19 protein-coding genes and 4 tRNA genes are annotated in these 22,174 nt (G+C 42.8%); 9 read left to right on the top strand and 14 right to left on the bottom strand.

Annotation, left to right across the window (positions count from 1 at the left end):
- Positions 1-3: 3 nt before the first annotated feature.
- The gene (locus AB3F25_RS05810; RefSeq protein ID WP_373602932.1) at positions 4-1,728 is read right to left on the bottom strand and encodes an ABC transporter ATP-binding protein; all 1,725 of its coding nucleotides are present in this window, start codon (positions 1,726-1,728) and stop codon (positions 4-6) included.
- A 3-nt stretch (positions 1,729-1,731) separates the two neighbouring features.
- Positions 1,732-3,795, bottom strand: a complete 2,064-nt coding sequence (locus tag AB3F25_RS05815) for a TonB-dependent receptor (RefSeq protein WP_373602933.1) — start codon at positions 3,793-3,795, stop codon at positions 1,732-1,734.
- Positions 3,796-3,950: 155 nt separating this feature from the next.
- Between AB3F25_RS05815 and AB3F25_RS05820 the strand changes: the two genes are divergently transcribed.
- Positions 3,951-4,556, top strand: a complete 606-nt coding sequence (locus tag AB3F25_RS05820) for a TetR/AcrR family transcriptional regulator (RefSeq protein ID WP_373602934.1) — start codon at positions 3,951-3,953, stop codon at positions 4,554-4,556.
- 318 nt (positions 4,557-4,874) lie between these two features.
- On the opposite strand, the gene AB3F25_RS05825 is transcribed toward AB3F25_RS05820, so the two are convergent.
- Positions 4,875-5,228: a DUF496 family protein gene (locus tag AB3F25_RS05825; protein WP_373602935.1), complete on the bottom strand. Its 354-nt coding sequence runs from the start codon at positions 5,226-5,228 to the stop codon at positions 4,875-4,877.
- Positions 5,229-5,413: 185 nt separating this feature from the next.
- Between AB3F25_RS05825 and serC the strand changes: the two genes are divergently transcribed.
- Together serC and hisC are read left to right on the top strand one after the other, a co-directional pair.
- Positions 5,414-6,496, top strand: a complete 1,083-nt coding sequence (gene serC / locus AB3F25_RS05830; RefSeq protein ID WP_373602936.1) for a 3-phosphoserine/phosphohydroxythreonine transaminase — start codon at positions 5,414-5,416, stop codon at positions 6,494-6,496.
- 57 nt (positions 6,497-6,553) lie between these two features.
- On the top strand, positions 6,554-7,663 hold the full coding sequence (gene hisC, locus AB3F25_RS05835) for a histidinol-phosphate transaminase (RefSeq protein WP_373602937.1): 1,110 nt from the start codon (positions 6,554-6,556) through the stop codon (positions 7,661-7,663).
- Positions 7,664-7,885: 222 nt separating this feature from the next.
- Here the strand turns inward: hisC and AB3F25_RS05840 are convergent.
- From AB3F25_RS05840 to gloB, 7 genes are all read right to left on the bottom strand, one after another.
- Positions 7,886-7,960 (bottom strand) — tRNA-Gln (locus AB3F25_RS05840).
- A gap of 46 nt (positions 7,961-8,006) precedes the next feature.
- Positions 8,007-8,081: transfer RNA gene (locus AB3F25_RS05845), tRNA-Gln, on the bottom strand.
- A 25-nt stretch (positions 8,082-8,106) separates the two neighbouring features.
- Positions 8,107-8,191 (bottom strand) — tRNA-Leu (locus AB3F25_RS05850).
- A 3-nt stretch (positions 8,192-8,194) separates the two neighbouring features.
- Positions 8,195-8,271 (bottom strand) — tRNA-Met (locus AB3F25_RS05855).
- Positions 8,272-8,402: 131 nt separating this feature from the next.
- Entirely contained in the window at positions 8,403-9,092 is a 690-nt protein-coding gene (locus AB3F25_RS05860) for a phosphodiester glycosidase family protein (protein WP_373602938.1), read from the bottom strand.
- 15 nt (positions 9,093-9,107) lie between these two features.
- Positions 9,108-10,430: a glutamyl-tRNA reductase gene (hemA, locus tag AB3F25_RS05865; protein WP_373602939.1), complete on the bottom strand. Its 1,323-nt coding sequence runs from the start codon at positions 10,428-10,430 to the stop codon at positions 9,108-9,110.
- Positions 10,431-10,561: 131 nt separating this feature from the next.
- A complete protein-coding gene (gloB, locus tag AB3F25_RS05870) occupies positions 10,562-11,263 on the bottom strand; it encodes a hydroxyacylglutathione hydrolase (RefSeq protein WP_373602940.1) in 702 nt (233 codons plus the stop codon).
- A 25-nt stretch (positions 11,264-11,288) separates the two neighbouring features.
- On the opposite strand from gloB, the gene AB3F25_RS05875 reads away from it, so the two are divergent.
- Entirely contained in the window at positions 11,289-11,996 is a 708-nt protein-coding gene (locus tag AB3F25_RS05875; protein ID WP_373602941.1) for a class I SAM-dependent methyltransferase, read from the top strand.
- A gap of 68 nt (positions 11,997-12,064) precedes the next feature.
- The gene (ycaO, locus tag AB3F25_RS05880; protein ID WP_373602942.1) at positions 12,065-13,828 is read left to right on the top strand and encodes a 30S ribosomal protein S12 methylthiotransferase accessory factor YcaO; all 1,764 of its coding nucleotides are present in this window, start codon (positions 12,065-12,067) and stop codon (positions 13,826-13,828) included.
- Positions 13,829-13,886: 58 nt separating this feature from the next.
- On the opposite strand, the gene AB3F25_RS05885 is transcribed toward ycaO, so the two are convergent.
- Entirely contained in the window at positions 13,887-15,878 is a 1,992-nt protein-coding gene (locus AB3F25_RS05885; RefSeq protein ID WP_373602943.1) for a TonB-dependent receptor plug domain-containing protein, read from the bottom strand.
- A 23-nt stretch (positions 15,879-15,901) separates the two neighbouring features.
- A complete protein-coding gene (locus tag AB3F25_RS05890; protein WP_373602944.1) occupies positions 15,902-16,375 on the bottom strand; it encodes a hypothetical protein in 474 nt (157 codons plus the stop codon).
- Between the two features lie 150 nt (positions 16,376-16,525).
- Between AB3F25_RS05890 and AB3F25_RS05895 the strand changes: the two genes are divergently transcribed.
- From AB3F25_RS05895 to AB3F25_RS05910, 4 genes are read left to right on the top strand one after another with little or no spacing between them, the layout of a single operon-like run.
- Positions 16,526-17,530: an iron ABC transporter substrate-binding protein gene (locus tag AB3F25_RS05895; protein ID WP_373602945.1), complete on the top strand. Its 1,005-nt coding sequence runs from the start codon at positions 16,526-16,528 to the stop codon at positions 17,528-17,530.
- On the top strand, positions 17,530-18,543 hold the full coding sequence (locus tag AB3F25_RS05900) for a FecCD family ABC transporter permease (protein WP_373602946.1): 1,014 nt from the start codon (positions 17,530-17,532) through the stop codon (positions 18,541-18,543). The genes AB3F25_RS05895 and AB3F25_RS05900 overlap by 1 nt, the downstream gene beginning before the upstream one ends.
- Positions 18,540-19,301 (top strand): ABC transporter ATP-binding protein, encoded by a 762-nt coding sequence (locus AB3F25_RS05905; protein WP_373602947.1) that lies wholly within the window; start codon positions 18,540-18,542, stop codon positions 19,299-19,301. The genes AB3F25_RS05900 and AB3F25_RS05905 overlap by 4 nt, the downstream gene beginning before the upstream one ends.
- Positions 19,302-19,323: 22 nt before the next feature.
- Positions 19,324-20,124, top strand: a complete 801-nt coding sequence (locus AB3F25_RS05910; protein WP_373602948.1) for a class I SAM-dependent methyltransferase — start codon at positions 19,324-19,326, stop codon at positions 20,122-20,124.
- A 77-nt stretch (positions 20,125-20,201) separates the two neighbouring features.
- Here the strand turns inward: AB3F25_RS05910 and tcdA are convergent, their stop codons facing one another.
- Positions 20,202-20,990 (bottom strand): tRNA cyclic N6-threonylcarbamoyladenosine(37) synthase TcdA, encoded by a 789-nt coding sequence (gene tcdA / locus AB3F25_RS05915; protein ID WP_373602949.1) that lies wholly within the window; start codon positions 20,988-20,990, stop codon positions 20,202-20,204.
- Entirely contained in the window at positions 20,990-22,114 is a 1,125-nt protein-coding gene (gene mltA, locus AB3F25_RS05920) for a murein transglycosylase A (protein ID WP_373602950.1), read from the bottom strand. The genes tcdA and mltA overlap by 1 nt, the downstream gene beginning before the upstream one ends.
- Positions 22,115-22,174 lie beyond the last annotated feature (60 nt).

Here is a 22,174-nt window from a genome sequence, read left to right on the forward strand (position 1 = left end):
TCTCTAATGTAGAGTCCAAGATTTTGCCTGTTGATATTCCGCCCAAAGGGTTTGATAGGCAACATTGGTTTGCAACAAGGCTTGGTGATTGCCTTGAGCGATGATTTTGCCGTTCTCTAAATAAATAATTTGATCGGCTTGGGTAATGCTAGACAGGCGATGCGCTACCATGATCACTGTTTTATTTTGCATCAGCGCATGAAATGCCTGCATTAAATCCGCCTCGTTTTTTGCATCGGAAAAGGCAGTGGGTTCGTCTAACAATAAAATCGGGCGATTTTGTAAAAAGGCGCGGGCTATACTGATACGTTGTTTTTGTCCGCCTGACAATAATTGTCCGCGTTCCCCCACTTTTGTTTGATATTGCTCCGGCAAAGTCATAATAAAGTCGTGAATGCGGGCTTGTTTGGCGGCATTGATAATCGCTTCCTCCGTCACATTTTCTATACCGTAAGCAATGTTCTCGGCAATAGAGCAAGAAAATAAGAAATTATCCTGAAATACGACCGAACAATATTTCATGAGTTGATCTTGTTCCATATGACGAATATCCGCACCACCTAAGGTAATTTTTCCGCTATCGACATCCCAAAAGCGCAACAGCAAATTGAGTAAGGTAGTTTTGCCGGAGCCTGAAGTGCCAATAATGGCGGTAAAACTATTTTGCGACACGCTGAAGTCGATATTTTTCAGTGTTGCTTTGTCGGCATCATAGCTGAAATTGACCTGTTCAAATTGAACCGCATACCCCTTTGGCGTTTGTAGCGGTAAAAGTGCGGTGGCATTTTCCAACGTTTTTATTTCGTTAATGCGTTCAATGGCGGCACGGGAGCGTTCCAACAAATGAAACAGCCCCATGTAAGGATGCATGGTTTCAATTAACCCGGCGGCTAATACTAAAAAGGCAAAAAAGCCAAAGGTGGAAAGCAGCGCAAGCGAGTGTAAATACACGCCTAACACGATCAAAAACAGCATGATCGGCATTGGCGTAAAGAGCGAACGGGCAAGACGTGTTGGCGCGCCCACTTTGGCTAAAAAAGCGAAGATGACCTGATTAAAATTTTCCAATGCGGTGCTAAAACGGCTGTACGAACTTTGTCCCGCATCAAAGGTGCGAATCGTGCTCATGCCTTGAATATATTCAATAATCGCGCTATTGATTCGGCTCACAGCAGCACCGTAATCACGATAATTCAAGCGACTTTTTTGCATTAAACGTTGCAGAATCGTAAACAACACGACAAGGAAAATCACCACAGCCAATGCCATTTGCCAATTTAACCAAAACAATGCCGCCAACACAAAAATCGGTGTGGAATAAGCCTCCGCTTTAAGAGGCGGTGCATCGGCAACAAAGGTGTGCAATTCATTTACGTCATCACACAGCACTTTGGTTAAACCGCCTGAACCGATTTCATTGACTTTGCCTAACGATAATTGACTGATTTTTTTCGCAAGCTGTTGGCGTAGCATTTTTTCCAATTCAAAGGCCGCATAATGAGATTTGTCGTGCGCTTTAATTTTGCAAGTGTAATACAAAATGGAAATGGCAAGCAGCGCAAAAATCTGCCAATAAGGAAATGTAAGAGATTGGCTGACGGTGAACACAATGTGGATCATCAAAAGCCAAATCCCGATTTTTAAGCCTTGTGCGAAGGTTGCCAACCACATTGAGGCGCGTAATTGCGCGGCAACTGGTTGGCAAATTTGTTGGTGCTGCTTACTCATTGCTTAGAATCTTAACTCGGTAGAAAGCCCAATTTGGCGTTCCGGCTGACGGGTAATGTCGCCAGAGCGCGGTACGAGTAAGATATCTTTGCGTGAGTTAAGCACGTTGTCGGCATAAAGCGTGATTCTGGCATGCTTAAAGTCGTACGCTAAATAAACATCAAGTTGGTCATAATGCCCTACTTTACCATTGGCTAAGTTGTCGGCAGTGGAATAATAACTGCTGTTGTAGCTGTAATTGGTGCCAATTTCTAGGTGGTCAAGAAGACGATAATTGGCCCCCACTTTTCCGCTGAAACTCGGTGCGCGAGCAAGTTTATTCCCTTCAATGCCGCTGTTTGGATAACGTTTAATATCGGTTTTTAACATCCCGATGCCCGCATTGAGTGCCAGTTTCTCCGTAGCCTGCCATTCGGTATTGATTTCCGCACCATAGGTAATGACTTTATCGGCATTGCGGATCACGATGGAATTTGGACCAAGGGTGAACGGTAACTGCATGTCTTTATAGTCGTTATAGAATAGGTTGCTGTTAATGCGTAGGCGTTTATCTGCGGATGTCCAACGATGATAAAGTTCGTAGTTCCAGACATATTCCGCGTCATATTCATAGCTGGTGTATGGGACACCGAAGGTCACACCGGCACCACCCGGATTGTAACCTTTGCCTACTTTAAAGCCTAAGCGTTGATCATCGTTAATCTTCCATGCAATATCTGCTTTTGGCAGGAAGACATTGTATTTTTTATCCCGGTTGATGGAAAACATCGCACTTTTTCCTTTACGCTGATGATGTTCCTGTTCATAGCGAGCAGAAAGCGTTAATTCAAACGGAATATCCGGCGTAAAGGTAATTTCACCAAAGGCCGCCTTGGTTTTCGTTTTATCATTAAAATTTGTTGTAATCGGCGTGCGAGCAATGCGTCCGTTGAGCATCGTAACACTTTCATCTTGTTTCGCATTGAAATAGAACAAACCGAATAAACCACGGTATTTTTCGCTTTCGTATTTTACAATGGGTTCAATTTGGAATTCATTGCCATCAACGCGAGCCGGAACACCTCGACGATTTGGCGGCAATGCGGTGTTGAATGGCGAAGTCGTTTTTCTATCGTGAATAAAGTGGGTATAAACCAATTTATTTTCCCATTTCCAACGATCTGAGAGTTGATAGCCAATGTCCCAAATGGTGCTGGCAGAGCGAGTTTGGAATACCGGGCGTTCCGGCGTGTAACGTGGTGAATTAGGTTGTAACTCTGTTTCGCTTTGTGGCGCTCTTGCGTTTAAATGATTGAACGTTAAACGGCTATAGAGATCCGGCAATGCAGACGGCGTCCACAGTAATTTGGCGCGGGTATTGGTGGCTTTAAACCAACGTGGGTTACCAACGGGATCATAATGCGGTAAATCCACAGAAGTTTCGCGTTGTTGATGATCTACGCTTAAACGAAACGCTAATTCGTCTTTCACCACCGGACCTGAAATCAGGGCGGCTGTTTGCGCCAATCGATGATTCCCCATATTTAATTTCGCGGCACCTTCCCATTCTTGCGTTGGGTCATTGCTGGTCATGACCACCGCACCAGCAATGGCGTTACGCCCTTGGGCATAGCTTTGCGCCCCACGATAGATTTCCACTTGTTTCATATCCCAGAGGGATTTTGTACCGAACGCCAGTTCGTTATAGCTGGAGGTTCTGCCGTCAATTTGCATATTTAGTCTTGGGCGAGAACCGGCAAAAAATGCCACCGCACCTACCGCCGGGCCGGATCCGTCAACGCCACGCACAGTGGGTAAGTCATTGCCCAAGCCGGTGTCTAAAATATTCACATCGCGTTTTAATAATTGGGTCGCAGACAGTAAATTGGCTTCTCGTTTGAGTTGATCGGCGGTTACCACGGATGTGCTTGAACCAGTAGATGATTGACTACGTTCGAATTTTTCACCGGTCACAGTGATTTCGTCTAACATATTCATATCACGTATTTTGTCCGCATAAACTGCAAGAGAATAGGTCCCTGTTATGCATAGCGCGATTAAATTTAATGGCATATTAGTTTTTTTCATAAGAACACCTTTTAGGTTTACATTTTTAAGATTTAACATCAATTATTGTAAACATAACATAATCTAAAACAAAAAGTAAATAAGAATTCTTCTCAAATATAATATTTGACAATTTAAAGTGTTCGATTATTTTATTGACCGTTTAAGGAGTAAAAATGAAAAAAGATTCTGTATTAAAGCAAGCCGCCATGAGGCTTTTTTATAAACAAGGTTGGATTGCTACATCTATTACGGAAATCTGTCAGTTGGCAGGAGTTAGCAGAGTCACATTTTACAAACACTTTGCAACAAAAGAAGCGTTGGTAGAAAGCTTGTTTGAAGAACAAAAAAATAAAATGCGCGCTGAATTTGAACGGTTATTGCATAATCAAGCGAATTTGGAGACAGTTATTCAACGCATTTTGGATATGCAGCAGGAGGCTATGGCGACGCTTTATTCTCCGTCGGTATTAGCAGATTTAAATGCGCACCGCAACGAAGAATTACAGCAGTTCTTTCATAAAATGGCACAAGAAAAATACCACTATATGCATCATTTTTTTGGCACGTTACAACAACGCAAAGTGATTCGTGATGATTTTCCCATAACCTTAATCGATGTAATCATCCAAAAAATCGACGAAATGTTAAATACACCGACGTTGCAACAGCATTATATCGGCAACGAACAACAATTATTAAAAGACATTTTGCAATTTTTTATGCATGGGATCGCCTATCAAAAGAGAAAAGATGAAAATGTTCTCCCCTCCAAAACCTGAACACTAAACCCCAATCTATTTAAGGTACAGATTTTTTATAGGCAAATATTACTGGAACTTAAGCACTACATCTTCAAACTTATAGTACTCAATACGACAAGCGAAAAAATAGGAATGTCAAAACCTAAACATTCCATCTATGACAATTCTCAGGACATTAAAATTTCAGTGAAGGAATCTGAATATTACGGTGAGGAACAGACTAAATTTAAGCGCTATACAATAAAAAGCCTTATATGTAAGCTAGATTTAATTATTAAGAGCAGTGCGCACTGCATCTTAAAATCTTAACATGTAATCGACCACCAATATCTTCAATTATATAGTGACTTTATTAACCTTTTTCGCCAAATCCGCGTGAACGCGTTTTTGCTCTTTCATTTTAGCGCTGATTTCGCGACGCTCAGAAGAAAGTTCCGCGCTGCGGATAGTGTAGTCATCCACACGCGCTTCATAATCATCGCGCATACTTTCGATAATCGCGCGCACCTCTTCAATATCCATATCGTCGCGAATATATTGATTTAAGTTATCAAGCAATAACACCCGTTTTTGGTTATCACGAATTTTACGACCAATATCTTCAATATCACGTTTTAGTTTATTTTTTAAACGATACATACGCACATATTCCAACACATCTTGAAACGATTGTTTATTTACAGTTTCCATAATTGTTCTCTTAACTAGACAAAAAGTGGCCGTAATTTAGCCTTTTTTTGTCAATTCGTCAAAACCTTAAAATCAGATTTGTAGGCTATATCAAAAAAAGTGAGAATTTACATAAAAAGCGTTGATTCCACGCTTTCGTAGTGATAAAACGTAACCACTATTTTTCTAAAAAATAAGGAAACACAATGTCTCAAGTCTTCAATTTTAGTGCCGGCCCGGCCATGATTTTCCCCGAAGTGTTACACAAAGCGCAAGCCGAACTCACCGATTGGTTAGGTCAAGGCGTTTCCGTGATGGAAGTGAGTCATCGCGGTAAATACTTTATGGATTTAATTAAAGAAGCGGAAAAAGATCTACGCGAAGTGTACAACATTCCCGACAACTATCGCGTGCTTTTCTTACAAGGTGGCGCGCGCGGTCAATTCGCCGCATTGCCGATGAACTTAATCGGTAAAAAAGGCAAAGCCCTTTATTTGAACAGTGGACATTGGTCAGCGACCGCCGCCAAAGAGGCACGCAACTTTGCCGAAATCGATGAAATTAGCATCGTCGAAAACGGCGATAAAACCCGTGTTACCAAACTTGATTTTAGCGATATCACCGAACAATACGATTACGTTCACTACTGCCCGAATGAAACCATTAGCGGCGTAGAAATTTTTGATGTGCCGAACGTGGGCAATGCGGTGCTGGTAGCAGACATGTCTTCTAACATTCTTTCACGCGAAATTGATATTAATCGATTCGGGGTAATTTACGCTGGCGCCCAAAAAAACTTAGGCCCAGCCGGCATTACTTTAGTGATTATTCGCGATGATTTAATCGGCCATGCCCGCAAAGAAACTCCGTCAATTTGGAACTATGCAACGCAACGTGATGCAGATTCTATGATCAACACGCCACCAACGTTTGCGTGGTATTTATGTTCTCTTGTATTCAAACATATCAAAGCCATTGGTGGTTTACCGGTTATTGCAAAACGTAACGAACGTAAAGCGCAAACTCTTTACGATTACATTGATTCTAGTAAACTTTATCGCAACGTGATAGCAAAAGAAAACCGTTCAACCATGAATGTAACGTTCGTAACCGGCAGTCCTGAACTTGATGCGAAGTTCGTGGCAGAATCCACCGCAGCCGGCTTGCAAGCCTTAAAAGGACATAAAGTACTGGGCGGAATGCGTGCCTCTATTTATAACGCCATGCCGTTAGAAGGTGTGCTAGCACTCATCGAATTTATGAAAAAATTTGAAGCTGAAAACGCTTAATTATTCGTTTTATCATAACGGGCACCCTAGCGTGTCCGTTTTCTTATAGGATCATTCATGCAGTACATCGACATTGCCAACCAAGGCGTAAAATCCCTCTCTCCTTACCAAGCCGGTAAACCAATTGAAGAACTCGAACGCGAACTCGGCATTTCCGACATCGTCAAACTAGCCTCTAACGAAAATCCGTTTGGCTTTCCGGAAAGCGCCAAACAAGCAATCCGCAACCAATTAGACAATCTTACGCGCTATCCTGACGCCAACGGTTTTGAGCTCAAACAAGCGATCGCAAAAAAATTCGACATACAACCGAACCAAATCACTCTCGGCAACGGTTCCAATGATTTATTGGAATTATTCGCTCACACCTTTGCCGGCGAAGGCGACGAAGTGATTTATTCGCAATATGCCTTTATTGTTTATCCGCTTGTCAGTAAAGCTATCAATGCGGTCGACAAAGAGATTCCGGCGAAAAACTGGGGGCATGATTTAGCCGGATTTTTAACCGAACTTTCCCACAAAACTAAACTGATTTTTATCGCCAACCCGAACAATCCGACCGGTAATTTCTTAACTGAGCAAGAACTTGACGCATTTTTAGCGAAAGTACTAGAAAGCGTCATTGTGGTGCTTGATGAAGCCTATACTGAATTTACCCTTCCGGAAGAACGCGTAGATTCATTCGGGTTATTGAAAAAATACCCTAATCTGATTATTTCACGCTCTCTTTCCAAAGCCTATGGATTGGCGGGCTTACGTATCGGTTATGCGGTGTCTAACCCGGAAATTGCGGATTTATTAAATCGCGTGCGTCAACCGTTTAACTGCAACAGTTTGGCGCTGGCTTCCGCCATTGCGGTAATGAACGACGATGAATTCGTAACTAAGGTTGCGAAAAACAACCGCATTGAAATGGCTCGTTACGAGCAATTTTGCCAACAATACGATTTGGATTATATTCCATCGAAAGGTAACTTTATCACTATCGATTTCAAACGACCCGCTGCGCCGATTTATGAGGCGTTATTACGCGAAGGCGTAATCGTGCGTCCGATTGCCGGTTACGGTATGCCAAATCATTTACGCGTGAGTATCGGCTTGCCGCAAGAAAATGACAAATTTTTTGCCGCACTAATTAAGGTATTGGATTTAACGCAAGCAAAATAGAGGCTTTATAACAATCCTAACTATGATTGAGCCCATTGAAGTGAAAGGTAATTTTCCGCAAATACAAGATATTAAAAAGAATGTTACGGCAAAGAATTAAAAATGGGCAATGGATTAGGCAATATTAAAATAGGTAACTCATTTAGCGCATTTTTATGTGCGCTAAATGCGCCCAAGAAAAGGAATTTCAATTTTTGAAGTTTGAAATAAGAAAAGATAGTATGGCTGGGGTACTAGGATTCGAACCTAGGAATGCCGAGATCAAAACCCGGTGCCTTACCGCTTGGCGATACCCCAATGGAAACTCTTAAAACAAGAATATAAGGAAACTTTTAGGATAATATGGCTGGGGTACTAGGATTCGAACCTAGGAATGCCGAGATCAAAACCCGGTGCCTTACCGCTTGGCGATACCCCAATCACTATTTTGACTTACAAAGCGATGGTGCGGGACGAGGGACTTGAACCCACACACCTCACGGCGCCAGAACCTAAATCTGGTGCGTCTACCAATTTCGCCAGTCCCGCAAATGGTGGCTACAGCGAGATTCGAACTTGCGACCCCAACATTATGAGTGTTGTGCTCTAACCAACTGAGCTATGTAGCCATCTGCTTAACCATATTAGCTTTGCGGGGCGTATTATGCTGATTTGCCCCTATCGCGTCAATCACTTTTTGTAAAAAATCCGTTTTTTAAGCTTAGTTGATTATAAAAAAAACGCTTTTGTTATTTTTTATTCATTCCGCCACGGAAATCATACCGACAAAATGACGCCAGTGAAAACTATTAAATCTATTCGGAATATACCAATCGGAAATCGTGCCATCTAAATAAAGCGCATTGTAACAGCCTACTTTTAGCAAACCTCGACTGAAAGTATAAAGATTCGGCTCACCTTTCGTGGTCATAATAAAGAAAAGACGATGTTGTTTATCCAAACATACCGCATTGCGCTTGTGATAACTTTCTAACGTCGGTTTAAATTGACGGTTAATTTCCCCCTCAATTAATAACATCGGACCGGATTGCGTGGCAAAGGTAGGTTTTAGCCTTTTCTGTTGATAAGCCTTCGTTGTCAAAATATAAGGTTGCGCGCCTACCAATGCAAAAACGCCATTCGGTTGGACATGAAAATTGCCCGTACCACGTTTGGTATTAAGCGCATTCAATTCTTTGCCGTTTTCAACCCATAAGCCCGCCGGCACATTATTCTTACTATAAATCCCGGCATTCATGAGCATTTTCACTTGAAAATTTTTTTCCAACGCATGTTTTAAGTTAGGTAAAGATTGATAATCTTTACCCTCGCTGTCACGCCAATGCAGACGTACGTCTTCAGGTTTGGCTTGAAAAATGCCGTAAGTGATATTGGAATCGGTAAAAGAACGATATTCGCCCCATAGACTGTTGAAGAAAGACCACAGCAAAGTACGGTTAGAATTTTAAAGAGTTTTTTCATCTAAAGGATGGGAAAGCTTTAGGGCATTAGAAAACGAATGTAAGCCTTCTGCGTTACCCGTTTTCATCATAGATTGTAAAGTTTGCGTTGGTGCGTGAATAAGTTTGTTCATCAATTTATAACTCAATTCTTGCAATACCGCCTCTGCATTATCGCTTTGTTGCAAGTGTTGCAGCGCATTTTTCAGTAAATCTTGGCGTATCGCTTCCGCATTTTGACGATAATTTTTGATCAAATTGGAAAATTGGCGCACTTTGATCCACTCAAAAAAATCCCGACACTCTTCTGTAATAATGGATTGAGCGTGCTCTGCTGCTTGTTCGCGGCGGTTTAAATTAGATTGAATAATATCCTGTAAATCATCCACCGTATAATGATACACACTGTCGAGACTTTCCACGCTTTCCTCAATATCGCGCGGCACCGCAATGTCTACTAACAACATCGGCGCGTTGTGGCGTTTCTTTTGTGCGACTTTCACCATTTCTCGGCTAATCAACACATTCGGACTGGCGGTAGAACTAATTACGATATCAGCTTGCTCCAATGCGGTGCTAAAATCATCTAAACCAAACACCTCAATCGGCGTATCGGAAGCCAATTTTTCAGCTAATCGCTCCGCCCGACTTAAAGTACGGTTGGCTATCATTAATTTTTTTACACCATGACGCAATAAATGACGGCTCACCAATTCAATGGTTTCACCCGCGCCCAGCAGTAAAATATTCAGCGTGCGTAAAGATTCGAAAATCTGACGCGCCAAACTGCAAGCCGCATATGCCACAGAAACGGCACTCTCGCCAATATTGGTTTCGGTACGTACACGTTTGGCTGTCGAAAAGGTTTTTTGGAATAAGCGCGAAAGCTCGGTAGAAAGCGGTACTTGGGCGTTTTGGTAAAATTCTTCGGTAATTTGAAAAGCTTGTTTCACTTGCCCCAAAATTTGCGGTTCGCCCAAAATCAACGAATCCAATCCGCACGCTACGCGCATTAAATGATTCGCCGCGTGTTGATTTTGATGCGCATAAATACTCGGCATCAATTCTGCCAAAGGAATCCGGTGAATCTCCGCAAACCACCGTTCGATATTTTCACGCCATTTATCGCATTCTTGTGGCGAAATTTGTCGATGGTGCAAATATACTTCTGTGCGATTGCAAGTAGAAAGAATCACCGCGCCTTCGGCAAGGTTTTGTTGCTGAATTTGTTGCAAGGCAAACAGACGCTTTTCTGCTGAAAAAGCGACTCTTTCACGCACCGAAACCGATGCCGTTTTATGATTAATGCCGAGAACAAGAAGGGTCATGGTTGATGTAAAAATAACCGCATCTAAAAAGTGCGGCAGAAATATCCGATAAAAAATTGGCGCCATTCTAATGAATTATGGCGCGTTGAGCAAATACCACGCCATAATTGTGGCAGAATAAGGTAAAAAAATTAAAACACATCTTTCGCTTTACGAAGTGCAATAAACGCTTCAAGCGTTTTTGCCCGTAAGAATGGATTGATCATTTTTTCCAGCTGTAGCGTAGTCGGTAAACTCGGTTTGCCTTGAGCACGCAAGGTTTCCACCCGAATTATCTGATTTTTGACTGCGTCATTGTCCGGCATCACCATTTTCGCAAACGCTAAATTCGCTAAAGTATATTCATGCGCGGGACAAATGACGGTATCGTCCGGTAACATTTTAAGACGTTGCAAAGTTTCAAACATTTGCGCGTAATCGCCGCTAAACACACGGCCGCAACCGGCAGAAAATAACGCGTCTCCGCAAAATAGATGCCCGTCCACTAAAAAACTCAAGTGCTGCGCCGTATGCCCGCCGGTAGGCAAAACTTCAATGCGGTAGTTTTCCGTAATGATCTCGCCCTTATTAACAATCACTGTCGCGCCTTTTTCGGCACATTCTTCAGGACCATAAATCGGCACATCAGGATAACGCGCGCGAAAAGCCGCCACCCCTTGAGTGTGATCGTCATGCAGGTGCGTCAACAGCACCGCATTGACGGCATAATCATGCGCATCAAGCCATGCAAACAGCTTGTCCGTTTCGGGCAAATCGACAATAATAAGCGGTAAATTTTCACGTTGATAAAGCCAAATGTAATTATCGTTCAAGGCTGGCAAAGCAACTAACATAAATCCTCTTTTGTTTGGAAATGAAATGATGATTCGATGGAATGTAAAATGGCACGCAAAATCGGCCAAGCCTTTCTGTGCCCCGCAAAGCTGGCGACAGTTACCGCAAGGCAAAGCCTATTGTAGCGCATTGGAAGTCGCTTTAGCGCCTTGGCTGGCAAAAATCGGCGGATATCAAATTTTAAAACTCGGCGCCTTAAGCACGGAAGTGACGACAAACTTACCGATGCGCCATCAAATTTTGTTAAGTGAAAAGACATTGCCAAATAGCACCGCATTGACCCCGAACGATTCTTTCATACAAGCCGAACTTACCGCCTTACCTTTTATTCAACAAGAAATAAATGCAGTCTTTTTGACAAATTGCTTAAATTTCACCCAAGATCCTCATCAGGTTTTGCGCGAGGTTCATCGTGTACTCGCTGATGACGGTTGGTTATTTCTCTCCTTGTTCAATCCGTTAAGTTTACTGATTTGCAAAAATAAACTTGGCGAGTTTCCATTCCGCAGATATTCGACTTGGCGCATTATCGATTGGTTGGAGTTGCTTAATTTTGAAATTCTTGAGCGACAAAATCTGTCTATTACAGGCCGACGCGCCCACTTATTTTCGCCTTTAATCCTTATCGTGGCACAAAAACGCACTTATCCGCTTACCTTTAACACTGAAAAAGAGCGAACAACAATACCGATATTTTTACAACCTACGGAAGCCTTTAAGACAAATGCATAATTGCCTTGCCTCACCTTCCATTCTCCCCTATTATGCGGCGCACTTTTTTCTCTGTTTAAGGATTCGCTATGACAGCACAAACTTTTATTCCCGGCAAAGACGCGGCATTAGAGGATAGCATTGCAAAATTTCAACAAAAATTAACCGCTCTGGGTTTTCATATTGAAGAAGCCTCATGGTTAAATCCGGTACCGAATGTATGGTCAGTGCATATTCGCGATAAAGATTGTCCGCAGTGTTTTTCCAACGGCAAAGGCGCAAGCAAAAAAGCGGCGCTGGCCTCGGCGCTTGGCGAATATTTTGAGCGTTTATCCACTAACTATTTCTTTGCGGATTTTTATTTGGGAAAAGCAATCGCCAACGGTGATTTCGTACATTATCCAAACGAAAAATGGTTTCCGATTGAAGACGACGCTTTATTACCGAAAGGCATTTTAGACGATTATTTGCTTGACTATTTCGATCCGAATCAAGAACTTACGCCGGAATTATTGGTTGATTTGCAATCCGGCAATTATGCTCGTGGCATTGTGGCGATGCCTTATGTGCGCCAATCGGACGAGCAAACCATTTATATTCCACAAAGCATTATTGCCAATCTTTATGTGTCGAACGGGATGTCTGCCGGCAACACCAAATTCGAAGCGCGTGTGCAAGGGCTTTCGGAAGTGTTTGAACGTTATGTGAAAAACAAAATTATCGCTGAAGCTACTAGCTTGCCGCAAATTCCTGCAGAGGTGATGGCACGTTATCCGTCTATTCAAGCTTCCATCACAAAATTAGAAGAAGAAGGTTTCCCGATTTATGCTTTTGATGCGTCGCTCGGCGGCAAATATCCGGTAATTTGCGTGGTATTACTGAACCCGAATAACGGTACGTGCTTTGCTTCTTTCGGCGCGCATCCGAATTTCCAAGTGGCATTAGAACGCACCGTAACCGAGCTTTTACAAGGCCGTAGCTTGAAAGATCTGGATGTGTTTTCACCACCTTCTTTCAATAATGAAGACGTCGCTGATCATGCTAATCTTGAAACCCACTTTATCGACTCCAGCGGTTTAATATCTTGGGATCTGTTCAAACAAGTGCCGGATTATGAATTTACCGATTGGGATTTCAGCGGTACGACGCAACAAGAATACGAAAACTTAATGGCGATTTTCCGTACAGAAAATAAAGAAGTGTACATTATGGATTACAACCATTTAGACGTATACGCCTGCCGTATTATCGTGCCGGGGATGTCTGATATTTATCCTGCAGACGATCTTATTTACGCCAACAATAATATGGGCATGGATTGGCGTGAAATTTTGCTGGATTTACCAAACTGGCATCACAATGCTGAAACTTACGCGGAATTGTTGGAAGAACTTGATGCGCAAAATATTGACGACGCTACTCGCATACGTGAATTTATCGGTATTGTTGCACCAAAAACCAGCGGTTGGACAACGCTTCGCGTGGGCGAATTAAAATCTATGCTGTATCTTGCCTTAGGCGAATTGGAACCTGCACTTGATTGGGCGAACTGGACGTTAAATATGAACAGCTCCGTATTCAGTGCTGAACGCGTAAATTATTATCGTGCATTAATTTCAATCATTGAATTGCATTTAGATGATAAACGCACTCCGAAACAATATCGCACCGTATTTGAAAAAATGTACGGTAAAGAGGCCGTGGCGCAAGCTTGGAATGCGGTCGTCGAAGGCGGCAATCCGTTCTACAACCTTCCATCAAGCGATGAAGAACTGAAAAATTTTAAAGAACATCAAGCCTTGTTAAACGCTTATGCAAAATTGCAAAAAGCTAAACGGGAAAATTGGAAATAAACTTTAATTTGAACCAAAAGCAAAGGCGAGTAAAACTCGCCTTTTTTGACTGTACTTTTTAGAATTTATAGCGAAGGTTAGAAAAGAACATACGACCTTCTTCCGGATAGCCCGCTTCATAATAGTAGTTTTTATCAAACAGGTTGGAAACGCCTGCTTCCACGGTGAATCGATCGGTCACGTTATAGGTAACTTTCGCATTAGTATTGCCAAAGCCTGAAAGCTTGACCGCATCGCCACTATCTAGATAATAACGTCCGTGTTCCGCTTCCTGACTAACATAAAACGACACATTTGGTACGATTTTCCAATCCATATAAGCAAAGAATTTATGTTTCGGAATATCGGTGACGATACTATTTTGGGTTTTATTTTTTGCCCGCATATAAGTGTAGTTTGCGCCCAGAGTCACATTTTCTGTGGCAAAAATTGCTGCAGCAAGCTCAACCCCTTTAAAAGTTTCTTTGCCTACGTTTTGGAATTGATTCGTGTTACGGGCAATGCTGGCTTCATTAATCGCATCTTTTACTTCGGAATAGAATAAAGCTCCATCTAATCTTAACCAATCACCAAAAGTCCGCATATAACTGGCTTCATAGTGATAGGCGGTTTCCGGACTTAAAAACGGATTCGGTACTTTAGGACTTCTGCCTAAACCGCGGGAATAACGTTCTTTCATTGTGGCAAAACGGGTCTTCTTAGCAAAACCAACGGCAAATTCGTCATTCTGATCAAAACTATGTGCTAATTTAATTTGGTAATTAAACGCGTGTTTATTACCGATATCAAACGGGCAGATAACATTATTTTGGCCACTTGAAACACATCGACTTTCAAATTTTTCCGCACGGTTAGATTGACGATAATCGTAACTGACACCACTAATCAATTTAGTTCGTTCCGTAAAACGATAAATATTTTCCAAACCAAAGCTGTAAGTGCGGTCTTTATCTACCGCGACCGGATCATTGTTATCGTGTTCACGGTGCACGTCATACTTAATGATTGTGGAGAATTTCAAACTATCTTTTTCCGTTAAATCGCCGCCTAAATCAAAGCCAGCGCCATAAGAATAATCACGGTAATAGCTATTGAAACTCGAACGTCTGTTTTGCGTGTTAAAAGAGGCGTTATCAAAAGCGCGCAAATCATTTTTGAATGAGTCATAGAAGATCTTAGTATTCAAGTAGAGATTATGGCTGTTGAATGCGGTGCCGGATAAGAAGTAAATACTGTCCTTATCCCACATCGGCCAACGCCAGTATCTTGCAAAGCTACCTTCACCTGAATAGAGGGGAGATTGTTTTGCACCTTTTTGAGTGGCAAGTACGAGTGCGTATTCATCGGTTTTATTCGGCATAAAGGCGACTTTCAAACTCAATTTTTTATCCCGTTGTACGGAATTTTCTGCACGGCCGCCGTTATCACCGTTCGGGTTGACTTGGTGATAATGACGAGAAAGTTGCAGACCTTGTTTTTCAAGGAAAGAGCCACTTAATTGAGCGTAAAAATAGTCTTGTTTCGTGCCTAAATTAAAATAAGTTTGATTGCTGCCAGTACCACCGCTTCTACCGTGAGCAAAACCGTAACCGATGGCACCTTCAAAAGCTTGAGTGGGTTTCTGTGTAATCAAATTAACCGCACCACCTAACGTATTTGCACCGTATAGCACGGAGCTGGCACCTTTAGATATATCAATACGGGATAAATCAAAGGTGGTGAAACGACCGATGTCCATATTACCGTCGTAAGGCACATACACCGGAATACCATCGATAAAAACCGGTACACGACGGGAATCAAAGCCACGAACCAGTAAATTATGTTCATTACGTGCACCGCTACGATCTAAAAACACACCCGGCGTAGTCTTCGCAGTGTCGGATACGCGGGTTTGATTATTTTTTTGCAAATCCGCCTGTTCAATACGGACAGCACTTAAACTCGTCGATTTATCGCCAATCACCTCGATTTGTCCGAGTTCGAAAACGTCGGCATAGGCGGAGTGACAGGCTAGTCCGATAGCAATGCAAAGCAGCGTTTTTTTCATAAGTAAATCCTTTTTCAGTTAATTTAAAGGTTAGGATTAAATCGCATTTTGAGCGCAATAGTAATCACCGTAAAAATCTTTTCATCATTAAGGGGAAAATTTTCGCGCAAAGTGCAATGAGAATCGGCAAAGGTTATATTGGCTTGCGCAAGTTCAGCCAATAACACTTGTGGAGAAAGATTGAGCCGTTCGGCAATTTGTTGAATTGAACAATGCTCAAAAGTCATAATTAAGCGGTCAAGATTGCAGTAAGATGGATAACGGTTTTTAGTAATAAAATCAATAAATTGCGTATTAATTTTTACCCATTTTTTCCTACGACTATAAAGATGTAGCCCAACGCCCGCCACCGCACAACCGGCAAAAAACAAGTGAATCGTTAACGCATAAGGAAAAGCAAAACCTTGCCACAATGCCATTCCGCTAATAATCAACATTGCAATACTCAAGGCCAGTCCCCACACCAGTACAAATTTATAAATCACATCAAACTTCATTACATCATCTCTTTTCAGTAAATAGGCAATATAAATAAATATATAATGAACGCTATTATAAATAAAAAACTGAGGTTTTCTCTACGCTATATTTAAAAAAATATAGCGTTATTATAAAATTCCTCCGTTCTGTATTTTTAAGGAGCTAAAATGAAAAAAATGCTTATCCTTTTGAGCACCGCATTGAGCGCCCTATTGACGGGCATCGTGAGCGCACAGGAACAAAGTTATTGGGCAGGCAATTTGCCTGAATCCTATAAAATTGAAAAAGTACTCAGCGCGGGCAATCCAAGCGATGTATTATTGCTTTCCATCGCCCCCAATAAATTAGCCGGTTTTGCGGGCTTTAACATGGAATCGAAAGCCGGTGTGTTATTTAGCGGCGAACTAAAAAATTTACCGACTTTAGGCAAAATTGCCGGCAAAGGCAGCACACTTTCTAGCGAAAAAATTGTCGCCTTAAAGCCCGATTTGATTATTGACGTAGGCAACCTTACCGCAAATTATCAAGATCAAGCTGATCGCACTTTCGCACAAACCCAAGTGCCGTATTTATTATTAGATGGCAAACTAAGCGAAACACCGAACTTACTGCGTTATTTGGGCAAATTGCTGGGTAATGAAAAACAGGCGGAAGAACAAGCGCGCTATGCTGAAGAAACATTGCGGCAAGCCGTTGATTTTGCTAAACAACATAGAAAAACCGCTTATTTAGCGCGTAATGCCAACGGATTACAAACCGGGCAGAAAAATTCAATTCACACCGAAGCAATAGAATTAGTTGGCTTAAAAAATGTAGCAGAGGGCGAACAAAAAGGTTTAACGCAAGTTTCCATGGAGCAACTTTTGCTATGGGATCCACAGATTATTTTCACTCAATATGACGAATTCTATAAAAAAGTGGCGCAAAATCCGCAGTGGCAGCAATTAAGTGCAGTCAAAAATCGACAAATTTTTTTCGTACCGCATACGCCATTTGGTTGGATTGATTCTCCGCCAAGTTTGAACCGCTTATTAGGCGTGCGTTGGTTACAACACATATTAAGTGGCAAAGATAACGCAAGTTTTGTGCCGGAAATTCAACATTTCTACAAACTGTTCTACCACATTGATTTATCGACAGAACAAGCTTTGCAGCTGTTTCAACCACAATAATGAAAATTTCCTTTATCAGGCGTTCACCGCATCTTTTTTTACTATTGCTGTCGGGTCTATTGCTCAGCAGCATTTTATTGGCTTTAAATGCGGGAAAATATCCTCTTTCGCCCAACCAACTGTGGGATATGCTTGTTTGTGCGTTTAATCGACAATGCCAAAGCTCGCCAGAACAAATCATATTATGGCAAATTCGTTTGCCGCGCATTGTAGCTGCCTGTTTAATTGGTGCCGCGCTGGCTTGTGCCGGCGCAACTTACCAAGGTATGTTTAAGAATCCGCTGGTTTCCCCCGATATTTTGGGTGTTTCAGCGGGCGCAGGCTTCGGTGCAAGTTTGGCGATTTTCTACAATTTGCCGATAATTTACGTCCAACTTTTTGCCTTCAGTGGCGGCATTTTAGCGGTGTTTTGTGTTTCTCTCATCGCTTCACGCGGGCGTACTCAAGATCCGATTTTGGTGCTGGTTTTGTCGGGTATTGCCATCGGTTCTTTACTCGGTGCCGGCATTTCGTTACTAAAAATTCTTGCCGATCCGTTCACACAATTACCCTCCATCACGTTTTGGCTGCTCGGAAGTCTTACCGCCATCAACCAACAAGATCTCGCGCAACTCATTCCGATACTGTTACTCGGTATTATTCCGCTATTCTTGCTTCGCTGGCGGTTAAATCTACTCTCTTTGGATGAAGAAGAAGCGCAAACCCTTGGCGTGCCGATCAAGCGTACCCGTTATATTTTGATTATTTTCAGCACGCTTTGTACTGCCGGTGCGGTGGCAATGACCGGTATTATAGGCTGGGTTGGACTATTGATACCACATATCGCCCGTTTACTAGTCGGTGCGAATTTTATACAGCTATTACCCGCTTCTCTGCTACTTGGCGCAACATTCTTATTACTCACCGATACACTCGCCCGCACTATTGCCACCATTGAATTACCGCTCGGTATTTTAACTTCTGCTTGCGGTGCACCATTTTTCCTTTATTTATTAATACGAGGGCAAAAATGACACTGCTGGAAACCCAAAACTTGGCTATCGGCTATCAAGGGAAAACCTTGATTTCAGATATTCATTTTACCCTTGCGGAAAACCAGATTTGTTGTTTGCTTGGCGCCAACGGTGCGGGCAAAAGTACCTTTTTGAAAACTCTGCTCGGCTTGCAACCGCCACTTGCCGGTAATATTTATTGGCGGGGAAAAGCTTTATCCCATTACTGCGCGACGGAACTTGCCCGCCACATGGCTTATGTGCCACAAGCCCATCAGCATTTATTTCCGTTTTCAGTGCAAGACGTAGTATTAATGGGGCGTTCAGCGTTTTTAAAATGGTATCAAACACCGAAAAAAATTGATTTGGAAGTTGCCTTAAACGCGTTAAAAGAGTTAGAAATCGAATATCTCGCTGAACGCTACTACCATCAATTAAGCGGCGGCGAAAAACAGTTGGTACTGATCGCACGAGCAATCGCCCAACAGGCAAAATTACTGATTATGGACGAACCGACCTCTAGCCTCGATTTCGGCAATCAAATTCGTGTGTTGGAAAAAATCAAACAGCTACAAAAACAACAAATTGCCTTAATTATCACAACGCACAATCCGCAGCAAGCCGCTTATTTGGCTGAAAATGTGGTCGTGCTAGATAAAACGCTAGGCTTTCGACAAGGTCCAAAGGAAGAATTACTAACTCTAAAAAATTTGGCAAAAATCTACCGTATTTCGCCTGATCTTTTACACCGCCACTTAAATCATCGCCCCAAACAATAAGAGTAAAATAAGAGGAAATCAAATGACTATTTACGACATCGACTTCGCCGAACTTTATCGACAGCATTTAATTGCCTGTAATCATTTCAATCTACCGCCCACCAAATGGGATAAAAAGGCGGCGAAAATGGCAGAAAATTTAGTGGGAAAACCGAGTGTGTACAACGAACGATTGTTACAAGCCATCAATATACAGGCCAATGAAACCGTGTTTGATATTGGCTGCGGACCGGGAACCCTCGCAATACCGCTGGCGCAACAATGCCAAGCCGTCTATGCGCTGGATTATAGTCAAGGAATGTTGGACTGTGTGGCGCGCTTTAAACAAGAACTGAATTTGCTAAATCTCACCACATTTCACCGCGCCTGGTCAGAAAATTGGGACGATATTCCACAAGCGGACGTAGTATTGGCATCGCGCTCGACCTTAGTTGACGATTTAGACGATATGATTGACAAACTTTGCGCCAAAGCGAAAAAACGCGTCTTTTTAACTTCCGTTACACAGCGCCACTTTTTGGATGAAGGCGTTTTTACCGCCATTGAACGCGAAGATATCGGCTTTCCCACTTATATTTATTTACTCAACCGCTTATATCAAAAAGGCCTCCAAGCGAACCTAAACTTTATCGAAACCCAATCCGGCCATTTTCAAGGTGAAACCTTCGAGGATTTATTGGCTTCCGTCGAATTTTCCCTCGGCGCGCTAACCGAAAAAGAAAAATCCGGATTAAAACATTTTTACGTTCAAAAACAAGCGAATGGCGAACCAATTTCACACGGGCAGAAAAAATGGGCGTTGATTTGGTGGGAACTCGATTAATGCCGTCAAGCCAAGATTGACGGGCTTTCAATGCGGTGCTGAAAACGATCGTCAATACTGTTTTTTTTTGAGGTTGATCAGACGTTGTTTTTATCGGAGAGGTAATTTTTCAATATTTTATCAATCACGCGCGACACGGCGAAAAAACCGAAAGTGGCGGTGATCATGGTTGCAGCGCCGAAGCCGTTGGCGCAATTCATGGTCGCGGAAACTGCACAACCTTCAGCCATTTTTGGAAAAATCAGCGGTTGCGTGGAGAACACCGCATCCACGCCGAATTTGCGTTGCGGGTTTTGACTAAAATTAAAATCCTTGCGTAAAACCGAGCGCACTTTTGCTAACAACGGATCTTGAATGGTTTTACTTAAGTCAGCAATTTGAATTTGACTCGGATCCGTTTGTCCACCTGCCCCGCCGACACTGATGATTTTGATTTTATGGCGCTTACAATAAGCAATCATTGCAGCTTTGGTTTTCACATTGTCGATAGCATCGATCACGTAATCGTAACCGCGAATTAAATAATCCGCTTGATTTTCGGGCGAAATAAAGTCATCAATAATATTCACCGTACACTGCGGGTTAATTAACTTCACGCGTTCCGCCATCACTTCCGTTTTGAGTTTGCCGATATTACCGCTTAACGCCGGTAATTGGCGATTAATATTGGTGACGCAAATGTCATCCATATCGATCAAAGTAAGCTGACCGACCCCGGAACGCGCCAAAGCCTCTACTGCCCACGAGCCAACACCGCCGATGCCGACCACGCAAATATGCGCGCGGCGTAAGCGTTCAAGTCCTGCCGGCGTATAAAGCCGTCCGATACCGCCAAAACGTTGTTCGTAATTATCTGCACGAGCCATTAATTTAACACCCAAACGCGTCCGTAATGCTTGGAAAGTCCGGCAATATGGCCGGCCTCATCACCGATGCCGCGGTATAAGTCGAAATGGTGGCCGTTCACCGCACCACCCACGTCTAACGCCACCATTAAGTGAAGTTTATGCGTGCCTTTCCAATTGCCATCATTGTCAATATCCGGAACTTCCACTAACAACACCGTGCCGGAAGGAATAAGGTTGCGATCAGACGCCACCGCCGCCATCGGCACGAGTGGCACACCGGCCGAGCCTTTTACTTTACCGCTCGGATCATTTTTGAAGAATACGTAAGACGGATTGCGTTCCAACAAACCTTGTACGCGCGACGGATTGGCTTTGCCCCAATCACGGATCGCCTGAATCGACATTTTTTCCTTTGGAATTTCGCCGTCTTCTACTAATAAGCGGCCAACCGCTTGATATTTAAAGCCGTTTTGACCGGCGTAGGCAAAGTAATTTAAATTGCCGTTGCCAAAATCCACGTAACCGCTACCTTGCACGCCGAGTAAAAAGTTATCCAACATAGAATCGCTGTACGCCAGTTCTAAGCCTTTCCCCGCCAAGGCGCCGTTATAAATTTGCTGGCGAGTGAAACGCTTATTGACCGGCATGGCGTAAATCGGATGTTGATATTTGCCTTGCGGTGAACGACGCGCGTGGAGCACGGGTGAATAATAACCGGTCATCAAAACGTTTTGATAACCATCGAAACCTTTCATAATTTGCGGCTGAATACCAAATTGCGATAATTGATTAACATCAGCACCGGAAAGCACCCAGCCGATAATTTTTTCGTAATTGCCGTAAAAACGCTCGGCCAATTTGGCCGAATAACCTTTCACATTAGAAAGTTGGGTTAAAAAATCGCCTTGATTAATCACCGCACTTTGATTTTCTACGCGGGAAACCGGTGCGAGCATCGCTTGTTGATAATGACGACCACCGTATTTGGCGCCGAATTTTTGCGGATCGTCGCCCGTCGGCGTTAAGAGAGGCGAGCTGCCATGCAATACGCGGCTATTCGACGAACCGCCGCAAGCTGCCAAAATCGAGACAACCGCCACGATGGAAAAGATTTTTAAAATAAAATTTTTACGGGATTTCATAACGCGTCCAAGACGATAAATTCTGATTATTGAAGGGCGCATACGCTATCAAAATTTATC

It is taken from the genome of Aggregatibacter sp. HMT-949 (assembly GCF_041734645.1).
Lineage (GTDB): Bacteria > Pseudomonadota > Gammaproteobacteria > Enterobacterales > Pasteurellaceae > Rodentibacter.

Coding starts and splice junctions, on each gene's coding strand:
- serC (WP_373602936.1), top strand. CDS start 5,414: ATGTCTCAAGTCTTCAATTTTAGTGCCGGCCCGGCCATGATTTTCCCC.
- AB3F25_RS05825 (WP_373602935.1), bottom strand. CDS start 5,228: ATGGAAACTGTAAATAAACAATCGTTTCAAGATGTGTTGGAATATGTG.
- AB3F25_RS05810 (WP_373602932.1), bottom strand. CDS start 1,728: ATGAGTAAGCAGCACCAACAAATTTGCCAACCAGTTGCCGCGCAATTA.
- hisC (WP_373602937.1), top strand. CDS start 6,554: ATGCAGTACATCGACATTGCCAACCAAGGCGTAAAATCCCTCTCTCCT.
- mltA (WP_373602950.1), bottom strand. CDS start 22,114: ATGAAATCCCGTAAAAATTTTATTTTAAAAATCTTTTCCATCGTGGCG.
- AB3F25_RS05900 (WP_373602946.1), top strand. CDS start 17,530: ATGAAAATTTCCTTTATCAGGCGTTCACCGCATCTTTTTTTACTATTG.
- AB3F25_RS05885 (WP_373602943.1), bottom strand. CDS start 15,878: ATGAAAAAAACGCTGCTTTGCATTGCTATCGGACTAGCCTGTCACTCC.
- tcdA (WP_373602949.1), bottom strand. CDS start 20,990: ATGGCTCGTGCAGATAATTACGAACAACGTTTTGGCGGTATCGGACGG.
- hemA (WP_373602939.1), bottom strand. CDS start 10,430: ATGACCCTTCTTGTTCTCGGCATTAATCATAAAACGGCATCGGTTTCG.
- AB3F25_RS05895 (WP_373602945.1), top strand. CDS start 16,526: ATGAAAAAAATGCTTATCCTTTTGAGCACCGCATTGAGCGCCCTATTG.
- AB3F25_RS05905 (WP_373602947.1), top strand. CDS start 18,540: ATGACACTGCTGGAAACCCAAAACTTGGCTATCGGCTATCAAGGGAAA.
- AB3F25_RS05890 (WP_373602944.1), bottom strand. CDS start 16,375: ATGAAGTTTGATGTGATTTATAAATTTGTACTGGTGTGGGGACTGGCC.
- AB3F25_RS05910 (WP_373602948.1), top strand. CDS start 19,324: ATGACTATTTACGACATCGACTTCGCCGAACTTTATCGACAGCATTTA.
- AB3F25_RS05820 (WP_373602934.1), top strand. CDS start 3,951: ATGAAAAAAGATTCTGTATTAAAGCAAGCCGCCATGAGGCTTTTTTAT.
- ycaO (WP_373602942.1), top strand. CDS start 12,065: ATGACAGCACAAACTTTTATTCCCGGCAAAGACGCGGCATTAGAGGAT.
- AB3F25_RS05815 (WP_373602933.1), bottom strand. CDS start 3,795: ATGAAAAAAACTAATATGCCATTAAATTTAATCGCGCTATGCATAACA.
- gloB (WP_373602940.1), bottom strand. CDS start 11,263: ATGTTAGTTGCTTTGCCAGCCTTGAACGATAATTACATTTGGCTTTAT.
- AB3F25_RS05875 (WP_373602941.1), top strand. CDS start 11,289: ATGATGATTCGATGGAATGTAAAATGGCACGCAAAATCGGCCAAGCCT.